Annotated in this window: 14 protein-coding genes; 1 reads left to right on the forward strand and 13 read right to left on the reverse strand. The window is 55.2% G+C overall.

Annotated features, from left to right (window positions below):
- The 8 genes from ehuC to DNH61_RS18545 form a co-directional block, all read right to left on the reverse strand.
- A complete protein-coding gene (gene ehuC / locus DNH61_RS18510; RefSeq protein WP_342771460.1) occupies positions 1-657 on the reverse strand; it encodes an ectoine/hydroxyectoine ABC transporter permease subunit EhuC in 657 nt (218 codons plus the stop codon).
- 4 nt (positions 658-661) lie between these two features.
- Positions 662-1,582: an ectoine/hydroxyectoine ABC transporter substrate-binding protein EhuB gene (gene ehuB / locus DNH61_RS18515; protein ID WP_425452274.1), complete on the reverse strand. Its 921-nt coding sequence runs from the start codon at positions 1,580-1,582 to the stop codon at positions 662-664.
- Between the two features lie 469 nt (positions 1,583-2,051).
- The gene (locus tag DNH61_RS18520; protein WP_111148165.1) at positions 2,052-2,705 is read right to left on the reverse strand and encodes a fumarylacetoacetate hydrolase family protein; all 654 of its coding nucleotides are present in this window, start codon (positions 2,703-2,705) and stop codon (positions 2,052-2,054) included.
- A gap of 62 nt (positions 2,706-2,767) precedes the next feature.
- Positions 2,768-3,763 (reverse strand): Gfo/Idh/MocA family protein, encoded by a 996-nt coding sequence (locus DNH61_RS18525; protein ID WP_245948244.1) that lies wholly within the window; start codon positions 3,761-3,763, stop codon positions 2,768-2,770.
- Positions 3,764-3,889: 126 nt separating this feature from the next.
- Positions 3,890-4,135, reverse strand: a complete 246-nt coding sequence (locus DNH61_RS18530) for a hypothetical protein (RefSeq protein WP_111148167.1) — start codon at positions 4,133-4,135, stop codon at positions 3,890-3,892.
- A gap of 35 nt (positions 4,136-4,170) precedes the next feature.
- Positions 4,171-5,262 carry a TolB family protein gene (locus DNH61_RS18535; protein ID WP_111148168.1) on the reverse strand — a complete coding sequence of 364 codons (1,092 nt, stop codon included), beginning with the start codon at positions 5,260-5,262 and terminating at the stop codon, positions 4,171-4,173.
- Between the two features lie 89 nt (positions 5,263-5,351).
- Positions 5,352-6,821 carry a sensor histidine kinase gene (locus tag DNH61_RS18540; protein WP_111148169.1) on the reverse strand — a complete coding sequence of 490 codons (1,470 nt, stop codon included), beginning with the start codon at positions 6,819-6,821 and terminating at the stop codon, positions 5,352-5,354.
- Positions 6,818-7,516, reverse strand: coding sequence for a response regulator transcription factor (locus tag DNH61_RS18545; RefSeq protein ID WP_245948245.1), 699 nt, complete (start codon positions 7,514-7,516; stop codon positions 6,818-6,820). Before DNH61_RS18545 ends, DNH61_RS18540 begins: the two co-directional genes overlap by 4 nt.
- 297 nt (positions 7,517-7,813) lie before the next feature.
- Between DNH61_RS18545 and DNH61_RS18550 the strand changes: the two genes are divergently transcribed.
- The gene (locus DNH61_RS18550) at positions 7,814-8,350 is read left to right on the forward strand and encodes a hypothetical protein (RefSeq protein WP_111148171.1); all 537 of its coding nucleotides are present in this window, start codon (positions 7,814-7,816) and stop codon (positions 8,348-8,350) included.
- 99 nt (positions 8,351-8,449) lie between these two features.
- Here the strand turns inward: DNH61_RS18550 and DNH61_RS18555 are convergent, their stop codons facing one another.
- From DNH61_RS18555 to DNH61_RS18575, 5 genes are all read right to left on the reverse strand, one after another.
- Positions 8,450-10,294 (reverse strand): ABC transporter ATP-binding protein, encoded by a 1,845-nt coding sequence (locus DNH61_RS18555; RefSeq protein WP_111148172.1) that lies wholly within the window; start codon positions 10,292-10,294, stop codon positions 8,450-8,452.
- A complete protein-coding gene (locus tag DNH61_RS18560; RefSeq protein WP_111148173.1) occupies positions 10,287-12,053 on the reverse strand; it encodes an ABC transporter ATP-binding protein in 1,767 nt (588 codons plus the stop codon). Before DNH61_RS18560 ends, DNH61_RS18555 begins: the two co-directional genes overlap by 8 nt.
- A 9-nt stretch (positions 12,054-12,062) precedes the next feature.
- Positions 12,063-12,539 carry a MarR family winged helix-turn-helix transcriptional regulator gene (locus DNH61_RS18565; RefSeq protein WP_111148174.1) on the reverse strand — a complete coding sequence of 159 codons (477 nt, stop codon included), beginning with the start codon at positions 12,537-12,539 and terminating at the stop codon, positions 12,063-12,065.
- 91 nt (positions 12,540-12,630) lie between these two features.
- The gene (locus tag DNH61_RS18570) at positions 12,631-13,452 is read right to left on the reverse strand and encodes a glycosyltransferase family 2 protein (RefSeq protein WP_111148175.1); all 822 of its coding nucleotides are present in this window, start codon (positions 13,450-13,452) and stop codon (positions 12,631-12,633) included.
- Between the two features lie 69 nt (positions 13,453-13,521).
- Positions 13,522-15,921 carry a putative bifunctional diguanylate cyclase/phosphodiesterase gene (locus DNH61_RS18575; RefSeq protein ID WP_181438775.1) on the reverse strand — a complete coding sequence of 800 codons (2,400 nt, stop codon included), beginning with the start codon at positions 15,919-15,921 and terminating at the stop codon, positions 13,522-13,524.
- Positions 15,922-15,931: the final 10 nt, after the last annotated feature.

Here is a 15,931-nt window from a genome sequence, read left to right on the forward strand (position 1 = left end):
TTACAACCTCCCCGCCGCAAGCTTCCGCTCAAGCAGTCTGACGGTGACCGATACGAAAGACGAGAGCACAAAATAGATCAAGAGCAGCAGCAAGAAAATATAAGGCGTCATGCTGAGGAAGTTATTACGCAGGATCAGCGCCTGGTAGGTCAAGTCGGACAAGGTGATGAAGTAAATCAAGGATGTGCCCTTGATCAGCTCAATCATCAGGTTGCCGAACGGCGGCAGCATTCGCAGCGCCGCCTGTGGCAGAATAATGTAGATCATCCGCTGCAGCGGGCTGAAGTTAAGCGCCCGGGCCGCCTCCGACTGCCCGTTCGGCACAGCGAGGATAGCACTACGGACAATCTCCGAGCCGAAGGCCCCATAGTTTAGCCCGATGGCAACCACTGCTGATGTTACCTTGTCAAACTCAACGCCGAGGAAAGGCAGTGCGAAGTACACCCAGAACAGCAGTACAAGCAGCGGCAATCCCCGAAACACTTCCGTGCAAATCTGTGAAATAATCCTCACAGTTTTGAATTTTGAAACCCGGCAAAGTCCGATTACCAGGGAGAGGACCAGGGCCGCCAATGCGGACAGAACGGCCACCTCCACCGTTACCTTCAGCCCCTCCCAGAGGAGGGGATAAAAGTCATTCCACGGTACATCCATCATCGTGTTAGCTGCAGAGCTCCTCTGCCGTTACATCCCCTGGCAGCTCAGCTTCGGTAAATCCAAATTTCTGCAGAATCTCCAGCAGCTCGCCGGATTCCTTCATCTTCTCAAGCTCCGCATTGAAGGCATCCCGGAATTCGGTATCATCGATCCGGAAGGCCGAGGCGCCATAACCGCGCACGTCTTCACCGTCGATTACTGGCTGGGTAAAATCAGCTACCCGCTCCAAGTTATCATCGTTAGCTGCATCCAAGCGGGATTGAAGGGCCGGACCCGTCATAGCCATGACATCCGCACGGCCGGTTTGCAGTGCATTTACCGCCGCATCCTGATCCGGTACGATGACGATCTGGTCACTTGGCACACCGGTTTTGTCCAGATAGCCAATCTCGACCGCACCCGACATAACTGCTACTTTCGCGCCTTTTTCCTTAATATCCTCATAGCTCTTGATGTCCAGCGGGTTGCCTTTCTTAACCGCAATCGCCTCACCGATGCTGTACTCCGGATTAGCAAATGCCACTGCCGGGCACCGGTCCTTATTGATGAACATGCCGGCTGTAATCATATCAAACCGTCCGGCCTGCAGCCCCCCGATCAAGGCGCCGAATTCAGTCAGTTCACCCCGCACCTCAGGCACACCGAGACGCTCTAGGATTGTCTTAGCGATCTCAACAGCCTCACCTGTCAACGTTCCATCTGCTTCTTTATATGCATATGGCTTCTCATTAGCAAACCCAATCGTTATGTACCCCTGCTCGATCGCTTCGCCGAGCGTTCCCCCTGCTGCACCTGCATTGTCAGACACTTCTCCTGCTGCCGGTACATTGGCATTATTGCTGCCGCCATTGTTCGTACCGCTAGACCCGCAGCCTGTAACGAGCATGATGGCGGCGAGCACTGCATACAACATTCCCTTTCTCACGTGACTCCCACAACCTTTCTACGTTATCGTTCTTTCCGACGCTTATTATGTTAACACGGTTTTCCATAGGGGTCATTTCCAGTCAGCTACCATATACAGGGCTTATCGTGGCTCACTTGGGATGAGGGGACATTATCCGGTTGGTTCTGCTTATTGCTCCCGATAAGGGCCATATCGTGACCGATTCGTCGGTTTACATGCCCTGCTGACTATGTTAAATAACCAAAACTTATAAATCGTTAACCAAGTTAGGACGGAAAAATTGTTGATTTATATGGGCTTTAAACACAGTCAGAATTTTCTCAGCCATAAGCAAAAGTTATAATCAGATAATTAGATCAATTCCGGCTAAATTTCGGGGTATACAGGAGGAGTTTTCGGTGTTCAATTTCCCCATGAGAAAAGGCCGCGCAGCCCCTCGGAGCTTCACGGCCTTAGCCATTTATCACCAGCGTATTCAACTTGGATCCTATTTCTGAAGTGCGATTCGGCAGCTGCCCAGCAGCTTTTCCGCCAGGAAGCATTCCAGCAGGTCGCCGTCCTCTAATGCACCTACTCCAGCAGGCGTTCCTGTGAAAATAATATCGCCTGCATCCAGGCCGAAGCGCTGGCCGATATACCGGATCAGCTCACTCGTGTGGAAGAGCATCTCGGATGCAGAACCGCGCTGAACCTCCTGACCGTTGCGCTTCAGCGAGAACTCGCGGTTGTACAGTGCCTGCTTGCCCGGGTATTCCTGCCAGCCTGTCAGCAGAGCGGAAGAGGGAAAGCCTTTGGCACTCAGCCATGGCAGGCCGGCCGATTTGGCTGTGCTTTGCTCATCGCGCAGCGTTAGATCCAGCCCCAATCCCAGGCCGTCTATGATGGCATCCGGCTCCACGCCAGGCTCATACCGTCTGCCGATCCGCAGCACCAGCTCCACTTCATAATGCACCGCACCCCGCTTGCCTTCCACTTGAACCGCACCGCCGTCAAGCGGCACAGCCGCATGCGTCGGCTTCAGGAAAACGATCGGTTCAGCCGGAACCTCATTGCCAAGCTCCTTCGCATGCTGCGCATAGTTCCGTCCCACGCAATAAATATTGCGGATGGACTGTAAATCTTCTGTACTTAGCGTACCCACTGCACCTACCTCCTTGTCACTTTACTATCCGGTGGTCTCATCGGTATTGGAGCTTCAGCCGGTTACAGCGTTATCCGGCTCCGCTGCTCAGCCGACAGCAGACAGGCATCAATCAGGCGCATATTGGCAACGGCGTCCTGAGCAGCGAAGCGCGGCGGCTGTTCGCCCCTTACCACTGCCGCAAAGTCATCCGCCTGCATCGTATACGCATTGACCTGCGGTGCCTTAATCTCCCGCGTTTGGTCTGCGGTATGTACATGAAAGACCGGATTATCGCTGTTAATGACGAATGCCTGCGGCAGCTCAATCCTGCCTTCCGAACCGACAATCTCCAGCACATTGCGGAAGGAGGCCCACATGCCGCAGTCGAACGTCAGCGCTACGCCTCCCGCAAATTCGACAAGGCCCGATGCCATCATGTCGACGTTGTCATGCTCTGCCGATACGAAGGTCTGAACGGTCACCGCTTCAGGCTCGGTTCCCAGCAGAAGCCGCGCTGCGCTTAGCGGATAGCACCCGACATCGTACAAGGAACCGCCGCCCCAATCCTTGCGGTAGCGCACATTCGACTTATCGTCGGCGTTGTTAAAGGTGAAGGCGCTGTGAATGGCCCGAATCTCACCGATCTCGCCCGAACGGATAATCTCCGCTACCAGCTCATACAGCGGGTGGTGCCTGTACATGAACGCTTCAGCCAGATGAACGCCAGCTCGTGCGCAGGCATCCACCATCTCCTGGGCTTGTCCCGCATTCAGCGCGAGCGGCTTCTCGCATAATACATGCTTGCCCGCCTCCGCAGCCCGGATGGCCCACTCCCTGTGCAGATGGTTAGGCAGCGGAATATAGACCGCATCAATATCAGGGTCAGCAAGCAGCGCTTCATAGCTGCCATAGGCCGTCTGAACATTCATCTCCTTGGCGGCAGCCTCCGCCTTATCCTGGTCACGGCTGGCAAGCGCTGTCACAACGCCTGTCTCCGATTGCTGGATCGCTGGAATAACAGCGCCTTTGGCGATACCCGCAGCCCCCATGATTCCCCAGCGCAGTTTATTGGACACGCGATTACACCCCTTCCTTCCACGTAATGGAACCATTATACTTCATGACGCCGATCTTTCCCATCCTAACATTCGACGACAAAAAACGCCTCGCGGCGTCCCTTCATCGTTGCTGTGAGGGCTTGCTCAGGCGCCTATCCGGGAACGCCCCGCCTGCATTGCGCAGCATACCCGAATGGCCTCCTGCTTAAGCAGCTTCTGCCTTGCAGCCGGAGCTGCAGGTGCCAAAAAAGCGCCGGAGGCATACAAATTTATCAGCGTCTGCTTGGCGGCCTCATGGGCCTGCTGTTCATCCTCCATAAGAAGATAACACATCCGGTAGCAGGCATTCTCCACCTCACGCAGCCGTTCAATCCGCTCTCTGCTCTCCATACGCTCACATCCTGTCTCCGGCCTGTGCCGGTCCGTTATTTCAATGTCATCACATACGTCACAAAATGATTGTGTCCTGCTGCCGTAGAAGCGACAATTTTCGTTCCTGATGGACTCCAGCGGATTTTGTCGGCGGCATACTGCAGATCAACCGTCAGCGGCGTAGTCGTCCCTGTAATGGTATCCGCTGCAAAAATCCCCTTCTCCCCGCCGTCCTCGGAAATCATATTATAGACAAGCTTGGTGCCGTCGGGCGACCAGCTCGTGCCGAACAGCTGTGTCGCAGAACCCAGCTTCATTAATTCATTCCCCTGCAGGTCTGTCACATACATCGTCATCTCGGTGTCCGAGCTGCGTTTAACCACCGCCAGCTGCTTGCCATCCGGCGAAGGTATTACCCAGACGACCCTTTCACCGGCAAGCAGCTTCGGCTCGCCTCCATCATCAGGCTGCATGTACAGCTGCTCATCGGCTACATAATAGATGCCGTCCGTGCCCTTAACCGCAGTGAAGAGCGACTTCGTCTCCTCCGGCAGCAGCTTCTCGGTACTGCCGTCCACGCTCCCGGTCATCACTTGGCCGCTGATCGTCTCAAACATGACCGTCCTGTTATCGATCCACTCCCCCGCGTATACATTGACCGGGTCTGTATCCAGCTTCACACTTTCACCCGTCTCCATGTTAAGGATATGGCCGTGGCTCGTAGCTTCTACAAAGGTCTTATAGAAGAGATGCTGCCGGTCAGGAGACAGCACCGCGAATCCCTGATTTTCATCAGCCGGGTTCAGCGCCTTGGCTTCCTTCGTCTTCATATTATACGTATAGAGGTTGCTTGGCTGGCTCTGCTCACCTTCAGTGTGAACAGGCTCGGCGTCCGGATTCGGCCGGCTGATAATGAGCACATCCTCGCTGAGAAAATCCATTCCTCTCGCATTATCGACCGTCTGAATCGAATCAACCGTTACCTGGTCCTGCGCCTTTTCCCCCGATTCAATTACGGTTATCGTCTTATCCGGCTTCTGAACCGTCTGCCTGTTCTCCTCCGCACCGCCTCCACAAGCGCTCAGTGCCGAGGTGATCGTCACCACAGCTGCAAATTTTATCGTCTTGCCCCACATGTTGTTCATACGTATGCTCCCTCCAATCAGTTATGCACCCATTATGCAGCCCCAATGTTTCGTCCGCATATCCGATTGTTTCGAAGTTGTAAACTTTTTCAGGCCTTATACAGCGGCAAGTATACCGTAAAGGTTGAGCCGCCGGCACTTGTCGCAGTAAGCTCCGCCGATCCCCCCTGCTTCTCAGCAAGCTCGCGCACCAGCGGCAGGCCGAGCCCTGTTCCGCCTGTTTCACGTGAACGGTCGCTCCCTCCGGTGAAGAAGGGCTCGAATATTTTATCCCGTGCATCAGCTGCAATCCCGGTACCCGTATCCGTTACATCGATCCGAAGTCTGGAATCCTCCGGGGCCGCGGCCAGCTGGATGCTGCCCCCCGGCTTATTATATTTCACCGCGTTATCCAGCAGATTAATCATAATGTGGAGAAGGCTCTCCCTGTCTGCCAGCACCACGGCCGGCTTCAGGTCAGTCGTTATCTGGATATCAAATCTCGCTGCCTTGCCGCTCATCCGGCTCACGACATCATACAGCAGCTCCAGCATATCGACCGGCTCCGCATGCTGCTCAAAATCGTACTTCTCAAGAGCGGACAGTCGCAGCACCTTATCCACCATATCCTGCAGCCTCGCCGTTTCCCGGCCGATACTTCCAACGGCATCCTCCAGCAGCTTCGGATCATCCCGGTACATGCCAAGCAGATCAATATATGCCCGGATAGAGGTTAGCGGCGTCTTGAATTCATGGCTGATATTGCCGATAAAATGCTTTTGCTGGCGCTCCAGCTCACGCAGCTTCTGTACCGCCAGCTCCAGCTTGTGCTTCTCCGCCTCCAGGCTGCGGATATTGTCTCCGATGGCTGTGCTCATATAATAAATATCACGTCCAAGCTCACCCAGCTCATCCCGCCTCTTCACAGGCGGCTGTTCCAAATACTCCCCCGCCCGTATCCGGTTGGATGCACTCCGAAGCCGGCCAATCAGCGCGGCGAACCGGTAGAAGTAACCGTAGCCCGCCAGAAAACCGCCCAACAGCACAGTGATTCCCACCGTCCAGAACTGCCTTTCGATCTGAGCGAGAAATTCGCGGTCCTGCCGGAGCGGGTATTGGAAGCGGACAGCGCCTAGCAGTCCTGACTCTCCCTCAATCGGGGCAAAATAAAGCAGCGAATCCCCGCCGGGAGATGTCTGATAGGCGAGTTTCCCCTGCAGGGCGTAACCCAGTGTATCGGCAATCTCCATCTTCTCCGCTGCGAGCGAAGAACTGCCAGCCTCCCTGCCCTGCTGATCATAAAGGACGGTCTGCAGCCCGCTGAGCATGGCGATATTCTGGGCCATACGCTGGCCCCGGCTCGCCATGAACGCCAGCGGCTCCGGCCGGTTCTCGCCTGTAACATAAGTCTGCCTCACATACTGCCCGGCCACCTGGCTGTGCTTCGCGAGCTCCGCTTCCATCTGCTCGCGCTGGTTGCGCTCAATCCCCTGCAGCACAAGCGTGCTGAGCAGTCCGACGGTCAGGGCCAGCAGGACAGCGATGGCAAGGCTGAATTTCAGCTTGATGCTGATCTTCATACAGATGCACCTGAGGCCTTATAGCCGATGCCATATACGGTCTGCAGGAGATGCTGGGAGCCCGGGCCCAGCTTTTTGCGCAGCCGCTGAATATGAATATCCACGGTTCTTGTTCCGCCGGCATAGTCCATTCCCCATACCAGCTCCAGCAGCTCCTCACGCGTATACACCCGCTCCGGATGTGTCATCAGCAGAGCGGCGAGATCAAATTCCTTGGGAGTCAGCTCCACTGCTTCTCCATCGACTGCAAGCAGCCGCTGCGCCGGCCTGATCCTGACGCTGCCAATCGCAATCTCATCTGCCTTCTGTTCCGCTTTACCATTCTTCTCGATTCGCCGCAGCAGCGCCTTGGAGCGGGCGATCAGCTCCCGGATATCGAACGGCTTGGTCATATAATCATCGGCGCCAAGCTCCAGGCCCAGCACCTTGTCAACGATATCATTTTTGACGGTGAGCAGAATAATGCCCATTCCCCTGCGGTCCTCCAGCCTGCGGCATACATCATAGCCGGTCAGCTTCGGCATCATGACATCCACGATCATCAGATCAGGCTGGAATATCCCCGCCTTGGCAACTGCCTCCTCGCCATCACCGGCCGTCTCTACCAGGTACCCTTCCCTGCGGAAGGCATAGGCGACAGCATTCGCTATATTCGGCTCATCGTCCGCGACGAGCAGCTTCTTCGGTTGTGTCAAACGGTGTCCCTCCGCTTCCTGCAACGGGCCATTCGGTCTGTTAGCGATCCTATATATGCATAGATATTCTATCTTATACCAACAAGTATGCCTGCACAATGTCTCCTCATCATGTCGAACTTGTTTCCAAGTTGTAAACAAATGCAGAATGCTGGAGACATGTATTCGACGATTCATGCGTGCAGAAGGTTCACCTGCCGGGAACAAAGCCGTGCTAAACTATTTGTTACCTTGTAACTGTTAGAAGAGTCTTATAATTAAACAAGCCATTACATATAAAAGGGGCGGAGGAATGTTATGAAGAAAATTCTGATCATCGTCACAGCCGGGGTACTCCTGCTAACGGGAACCTTGCTTGTTTACCAACAGTGGTGGAGTCTATCCTCAATAATCCATAAATATGGATTTTATAAGGAAGACACGATCACAACGAAGAGCCTAGCCATGCCCGATGACCAGACATATCACATTTTTTTACTGGCTGACCAGCACAATACCGGAATTCTGGTGGCCGAGAAAGCAAGCTTTGGGAGATGGAAGGCAACTCCGCTTAATTCCATAGTGGCTGAACGTTCCCGCAGCCATTATGGAACAGCAGTTGTGCCAGTGGCCAAATTTGCAAATGGAGGAGTGTACTTCGAGACCCATATGTTCATCGCAGGTCCGTTAAACCATGATGAAGGACAACAAATCAAGGGAAATGCTGATTTTGACTTGAGTGTGGAGTATTATAGCAAAAACGGGGACAAGATCATGTTTGTCCATGCTGTTCAAAATGCCCGTACCCGCAGTATGAGTTCTGTTCAGGTTCTTCAATATGGACAGGAAGCATAAGACCTCCCTATTAAAAAAGCGCAGGACAGCGTAACCCTTTACGCCAATCCTGCGCCTGAATCAACTTGCATGCTCATCATGTAGCGAATACCTTCGCCGCTAACCCGTCTCAGGCTGTGTAAGCTGGTTGGCATACAGCCCGTAATACTTGCCGCCCCTGGCGAGCAGTTCATCGTGAGTGCCGCGCTCGGCAATCTCGCCGTCCAGCACGAACAGAATCTGATCCGCATTACGGATTGTGCTGAGCCGGTGGGCTATGACGAAGCTGGTGCGCCCGTGCATCAGCTTGTTCATGGCATCCTGTATCTGCATCTCCGTCCGGGTGTCGACACTGCTCGTCGCCTCGTCGAAAATCAGGATCGCCGGGTCTGCCAGAATGGCCCTCGCAATCGTCAGCAGCTGCCGCTGCCCCTGGCTGAGGTTGCCGCCCTCGGCATGCAGAACGGTGTCGTAGCTGTCAGGCAGCTTCAGAATGAAGCCTTCGGCACCAGCAAGCTGAGCAGCGCGGCGGATATCCTCCTCGGATGCATCCGTCCGGCCATAACGAATATTATCCTTTACGGTTCCAGCGAACAGATAAGCGTCCTGCAGCACCATTCCGATCCGGCTGCGCAGGCTGTCCTTGCTGACCTCACGAATATCGCGCCCGTCGATCCGGATGGCACCTGACTCAATCTCGTAAAATCGCGTCAGCAGGTTGATGACAGTCGTTTTGCCGGCACCTGTCGGTCCGACCAGCGCGATGGTTTCTCCCGGCTTCGCTGTGAAGGACACATCCCTCAGCGTAATGTTATCGCCATAGCGGAAGGTCACCTGCTCGAAGCGCACCTCGCCCTGAACATCGCCGAGCTCCTCACCCTGCCTGTCATCTTCATACTCCGTAGATTCATCCATAATTTCGAACACGCGCTCCGCACCGGCTACACCGGATTGGATCATATTGTACTGATTCGCCAGCTCGTTGACCGGATTGCTGAACTGCCGCGAATACGTCAGGAAGCTGACGATAATCCCGATGGAAGCATAGCCGTTCAGCGTCATCCAGCCTCCTGCGACCGCCAGCAGTATATAGTTGAAATGGCTCATCATATTGTTGACCGGGCCGAGTGCGCCGGACAGTATCTGAGCCCTGATGCCTGCAGCGGCAAGCTGGCCGTTGATGGCGCCGAACTGGCTGACCACCTTGTCCTCCCGGTTGTACATCTTCACGACCTTCTGGCCGGAAATCGTCTCCTCGATCAAGCCGTTCAGGTCGCCAAGATGCTGCTGCTGATTCGCGAACTGCTGACGCGTACGGGCAGCGATAAGCTTCACCGTCAGCATGACCAGCGGGATGGTCACCATCGCGATAATCGTCAGCCACACATTCAGCACGAGCATCATTGTCAGTGAGCCAATCAGCATCATGACACTGTTAATGAGCTGCACCAGGCTCTGGTTCAAGGTGTTCGATACATTCTCAATATCGTTGGTCGTCCGGCTCATTAGCTCGCCATGCGTCTTCTTGTCGAAGAACCGCAGCGGAAGCTTCTGGAGATGACCGAACAGATCACGGCGCATCGTCCAGACTGTGCGTCCTGATATCCCGACCATCAGGTAAGCCTGCAGCCAGGTCACGATCGCGCCCATTACATACACGAGCAGCAGAATCAGGCAGGTGCGGAGCAGCCCGCTTCGGTCGTGCTGCAGAATGAAATCGTCAATCGCCCGGCCAATCAGATATGGTCCGGCCAGCGATGCGGCTGCTCCGCCGATTACCAGCAGGAGAACTGCCAAGAGCCCGCCCCGCTGCTGCCGCAGCACCTTCCACAGCCGGACCAGCGTAGCCCGGGTGTTGCGCGCCCTCACCTTGACCATCGGCCCGCGTGCCCGTCCGGCACCGAACGTCGGCATCGGCGGCCGCTTGTCTTCCTTAGTATCCATGCTTCCCCGGGGCTCAGCCATGGCTCACCGCCTCCTTCCGCTGCTGGGATGCGTAAATTTCCTGATAAACACTGCTTGTGCGCATCAGTTCATCATGCGTTCCAATGGCTGATAGAGCGCCGTTCTCCAGCACAATAATCCGGTCCGCATCCTCCACAGACGAGATGCGCTGGGCGATAACCACACGGGTACATCCTTCCATCATCCTGCCCAGAGCCTGCTGAATCCGTGCCTCGGTCGTAAGGTCGACGGCGCTCGTACTGTCGTCGAGAATCAGAATATCCGGCTTCAGGATCAGCGCCCGGGCAATCGAGATGCGCTGCTTCTGTCCGCCGGAGAGATTGACGCCTCGCTGACCAAGCTCGGTATCATACCCGGCTGGCAGCTTCATGATGAAGTCATGAGCCTGAGCCGCCCGGGCAGCCTCCATGACTTCTTCCTCCGTCGCCTCCGGACGCCCGAACCGGATGTTGTCGCGTATCGTCCCTGTGAACAGGACCGCCTGCTGCAGCACCATTCCGATCCGGCTGCGCAGCTGACGGGCATCCATATCCTTCACGTTGACGCCGTCGATCAGCACAGCGCCTTCGGTGACATCATACAATCGCGGAATCAGACTGACGAGAGATGTCTTGCCTGAACCGGTAGCCCCCAGAATGCCGACCGTCTCTCCCGCCCGGATATGCAGTGTGATGTCCTTAAGCACAGGAGCCGCTTCTTCCTTCCCGTAAGCGAACGTAACGTTATCGAAGGTGATGCTGCCCTGCAAGCCAGACTCTTGCTTTTGCCCGTGCCCTTCCCGGATTTCATCCTTTGCAGACTGCCGGTCCGCAATACCCGGCACTTCCTCCAGCACCTCGTTCACCCGGTCAGCAGATGCCTTGGCCCGCGAGAACATGACCAGCTGCATGCCGAGCGCCATCATGGCGAACAGCATCTGGGTCATATAGCTGATGAACGCCGCCAGATTGCCGACTGGAAAATCGCTGTCCCACGTGCTGATGCCGCCGAACCAGATGACAGCCACGATACCGAAGTTGAGCACCAGCATCATCAGCGGCATGCCAAGCGCAATGGTCCGTGCCGCCTTGAGGGCCATCTCCAGATAATCGGTATTGGCCCGGCCGAACCGGCTGCGTTCGAAGCGTTCCCTAACGAATGCCTTCACCACGCGGATGCCAGAGAGATTCTCCTGCAGTACCGTATTGACCTTATCCAGCCGCTCCTGCACCCTGCCGAACAAGGGAGCCGCGAACCGTCCGAGCACCACCAGAATAAGGATCAGCAGCGGAACAATGATAACCAGTATAAGAGCAAGCCGGGCATTCAGCATGAACATCATCACAATGCTGCCCACCGTAAGCGAGATGTCGCGGACAAACATTCTCAGCGACATCTGGACCATATTTTGCAGCTGTACCACATCACCTGTCAGCCTCGTTACCAGGGAACCAGCCGAAAAGCGATCCAGATTGTCGAAGGAATAGGTCTGTACCTTGCGGAACAGGCTGAGCCGCAGGTCCGCTCCGAATCCAAGCGCCGCCTTTGAGGAATAGACCGTACAGCCGAAGCCGCCGATCAGCCCGATGATGGCAGCGCCAATCATAAGCATACCTGTCGCCCAGATGGCTGACAGGTCGCCTTCCATAATGCCGTTATTCACAATCGAGGCCATCAGCCTTGGCTGCAGCAGATCCATGCATACCTCCAGGATCATCAGCAGCGGGGCCAGCAGCACCGCAGCCCGGTAAGGCTTCAGATAAACCGCCAATCGTCCCATGCTTCTACGTCACTCCATTTCTGTTGTACTGCCGCCCTCCGGATGCCTGCCAGCGTCAAACCCTGACAGGTCCTTGGCCATCTGCTGCAGCTGCCGGTGGAACAGCTGCTTGTCCTCCGCGCTAAAGCTGCGGAAGGATATCTCCTCCAGCAGTGCTAGCGCTTCCCTGACCGAATCCATGACACTGCGTCCCCGGTCCGTGAGGAATACGCGGGAGACACGCTGATCAACCGGATCAGGCCTGCGGACCACATGGCCGTTCTTAACCATCCGGTTGATCATCACGGTCAAGGTGGCGGGCTTGACCCGCATACTCTCGGCCAGCTCCTTCTGGCTCTGCCCGTCCTTCTCATGCAGGCGGAACAGCAGCGGCGGCTGGCCCGGGAAGATATCGTATTCCTCCGTTAGCTTGTGGAAGGTATGCCGGTGAAGCTTCATGACATGAACCATCAGATGTCCTGTCGATTGGCGAATATCAAATTCCATCGGAATCCTCCTCCATATGTTTAGCCGACTAACTATATCTCCAGACTACAACGCGTTAAGCATTGCAGTCAAGCCTTTTTGCTGTCTCCACTCACGGCCGGGGCTGCGCCCCGCGGGAAGGAATTGGCTGGCCGTCCCACAGCACCTCGGTTGCAGCCTCCCGCTTCTTCACATCAGGCTCCTCCAGCAGCACGAAGAAGTTCTTCGTTGGCAGGCTTCCCAGCCCATGCTTCTGAGAGAGCAAATCCAGATGTCTTCTATGCGAATCACCCTGTGCCCCGGAGATATTGCCCCCCTGCTGGGAAAAGGCATACAGCACGCCTGCGCTCGGCACGCGGGCTACCCGGAATTTCTCCACCGCGCGCAAATAGAAGTCCCAGTCCCAGTAATGATTCATCGCCTCGTCGAACGGGCCAAGTGTATCATGAAGGCTGCGTCTGTACAGACAGCCTGATGGCACGAAGGTTGAGAACTTCCTCATTTCCGCGGGATCATGCTCGTAGGCGAACACCCGCCGCGACAGCGGCCTGCGTATTCCATCCACAAGCTCATAGTCAAAGATCTCAACATCCGAATACACCAGATCATAATCGGCAATGGCCGCCAGCATCCGTTCGATATGAATCGGCAGCAGCAGATCATCATCGTCGCACAGCAGAATGTACTCTCCAGCCGCTTGAGCAAGAGCAGCATTACGTGCATGAACATGCTTGCGGTTTTCCGGCAGATGAATGACTTTAACCCGCAATTCGGGATACAGGGCCACTACCTCATCCACCGGCTCACCGGCATCATTGGCAATAATAATTTCCAACTTCTTGTAGGTTTGTCTCGTTAGCGATTCCAACAGCTCCCCAAGCTGTACAGGGCGGTTATAGGTGGGAATAATGACCGATACCAGCGGCTGCTCCAAGCGGCTCTTCCTCCTTGTAAACTTGCTCGTCTGTTTCCATCATAATCGCTTCCGATATGAAAATCCAGATCAGCCTGCAGAATCTGACCCCTGGGCAAAATCAAGCTTCAGCAGCCGGTCAATGGCATCCGGCTCAGACGGACGCCCGCACAGATATCCCTGTACCTCATGGCAGCCGAGCCGCTTCAATATAACCAGCTGCGCTTCCGTCTCCACGCCTTCAGCCAGCACGTCCATCTCCAGATGCTGCGAAAGGCGGATAATGGTCTCAATAACCGCGGCATCCTTGCTGCTGGTTTCAATATCGCGGATTAGCGACTTGTCGATCTTGATGGTACCGAATGGAAACCGGCTCAGCAGGCCCAGCGAGGAAAAGCCCGTCCCAAAATCATCAATTGCCAAAGCAACGCCCATATCGACGATCTCCTCACATACCTTGAGCGTCTGCTCCACATCCCCGATCATCGTGCTCTCCGTTATTTCAAGACACAGATTAGCCGGAGGGAACTGATACAGCACCAGCATGCTTCTCAGCTTCGCTGCAAAGGCCGGATCCTTCAACTGGCGGGCAGACAAGTTAACGGATATAACAAAATCCTCCCGGTCCGGGCTGATCCATCGCCTTCCCTCACTGAGTGCGGTCCGAATCACCCATTCTCCGATTGGCACGATAGCCCCGGTCTCTTCGGCCAGCGGTATGAAATCTCCCGGTGACACCATGCCAATCTCCTCCGACCGCCAGCGCAGCAGCGCCTCAACCCCGATCACCCGGTCTGTGCGGATGTCAATCTGCGGCTGATAATGAAGCGAGAATTCCTCCTCCTCAAGCGCCCGCTGCAGACAACTCGCCAGCTTCAAGGCCTTCTCGGCATTAGCCTTCTGGGCAGGGCGGAACAGATGAAACTGATTGCGGCCCTCACGCTTGGCCTCATACATGGCAGAGTCGGCGCTGCCTACTATTAATTCCACCTCGGTACCATCCCTCGGCGCTATTGAGATCCCGATGCTGGCTGATATCTGGAAGCGGCTGTTCTGAAACAGGAATGGCTCCCGAAGAGCACGGATGATACGGTACGCGCAGTCCAGTGCCTCATCCGTATCCGACAGAGAGGGCAGAAGGACAATGAACTCATCCCCGCCCATGCGGGAAACACATGCCTTGCCCGGAATAATGGATTGCAGCCGGTCTGAGGCCATTCGCAGCAGTTCATCCCCAGCGGAATGACCGAGCGTATCATTAATCCACTTGAATTGATCCAAGTCGATCAGCAGCACGGCCAGCTTATCGGTTTCGGGATTCATCTGCCCCAGATACTCGCCGAGCTTCTCCTGAAACTTCCGTCTGTTGCCAAGACCGGTAAGCGGATCGTGATAGGCGAGGAACTCCAGCTTCGATTCACTGTCCTTCTGCTGCGTAATGTCCTTGGTCATCATGAAGGACCAGATCTGCCCGTCCACTTCAATATATTCAACATCTGTCTCCATAATATAGCTTTCACCCAGGAAATTCGTGACGTGGACTTCCGCGTGAAAGGGCTCCTTGCTGGTAAACTTCTCATTTACCCAATCGTACAGCCTGGTGTCCTCAATCGTAATGAACGAATAGATCCGGCGGCCCTTCCAGCTGGCATCCCTCTGGTCGGTAATGCCGAGCATGCGGATGAATGCGGGATTCGTCTCAGCCATATATCCGTCCTGATCCACCAGCGCAATGCCGTTGCGCGAGAGCTTAAACAGCATCTCATATCGTCTGCCGGTTGTGGACAGGAAGTCATAGTTAACCATGACGTGCCGGATTGCGTACATAAGGAACAGCACGCTATAAGCCGACATAGCGCCTGGCGGCAGAATCGGTACATGCTCAGCATAAGGCCGGAATACGAATAGGGTGAGCACCGACCATGCACAGGTTAACACCGCGCCACGCAGCATAACCCGGTAACGGTCTTTCTCTCTGAGAACCCGCAGCCTGGGCCCGCTGCTGCGCAGCGCTTTGATGACCTGAACCAGGAACAGCAGTACGGCATAGCAGCCAGTTATCATAAGAACAGCTATCATAGCAGGGCTGTATACTTCGATATACCAGTAGGACTGCTTCTGAAGGGAAATCTCGAATCCCGGAATCGGAATGTACAGCGGTATAAGTCCAGCAAGCGGGGTAAGAGCCAGCACCTGATAACGGCGGCTGATCTTGGTGTAGGTGAACAAGCGGACAAAATACAAGCCTATCGTCATCGTGGTGAAAGCGGACGGAAGCTTAATATATCTTGCCGCCAGCAGAGCCGTTTCGTATGGCAGCACATTGAACAAGAATTCACCCAAGAATAAAAAGCTGATAGAGATAACAAGCAGGGCAGTCAAGCGATGCTTGATACTGCTCGGATTCCGCAGGTAAATTTCCGCGGACATATAGAAGAGCAGCAGGTAGGGGCCAAGCAAAAAGATTAAGGGGAGGAATAGATCGGTCATGGGGATCAGC

The sequence above is a fragment of the Paenibacillus sambharensis genome, from assembly GCF_003233845.1.
GTDB classification, from domain to species: domain Bacteria; phylum Bacillota; class Bacilli; order Paenibacillales; family Paenibacillaceae; genus Paenibacillus_I; species Paenibacillus_I sambharensis.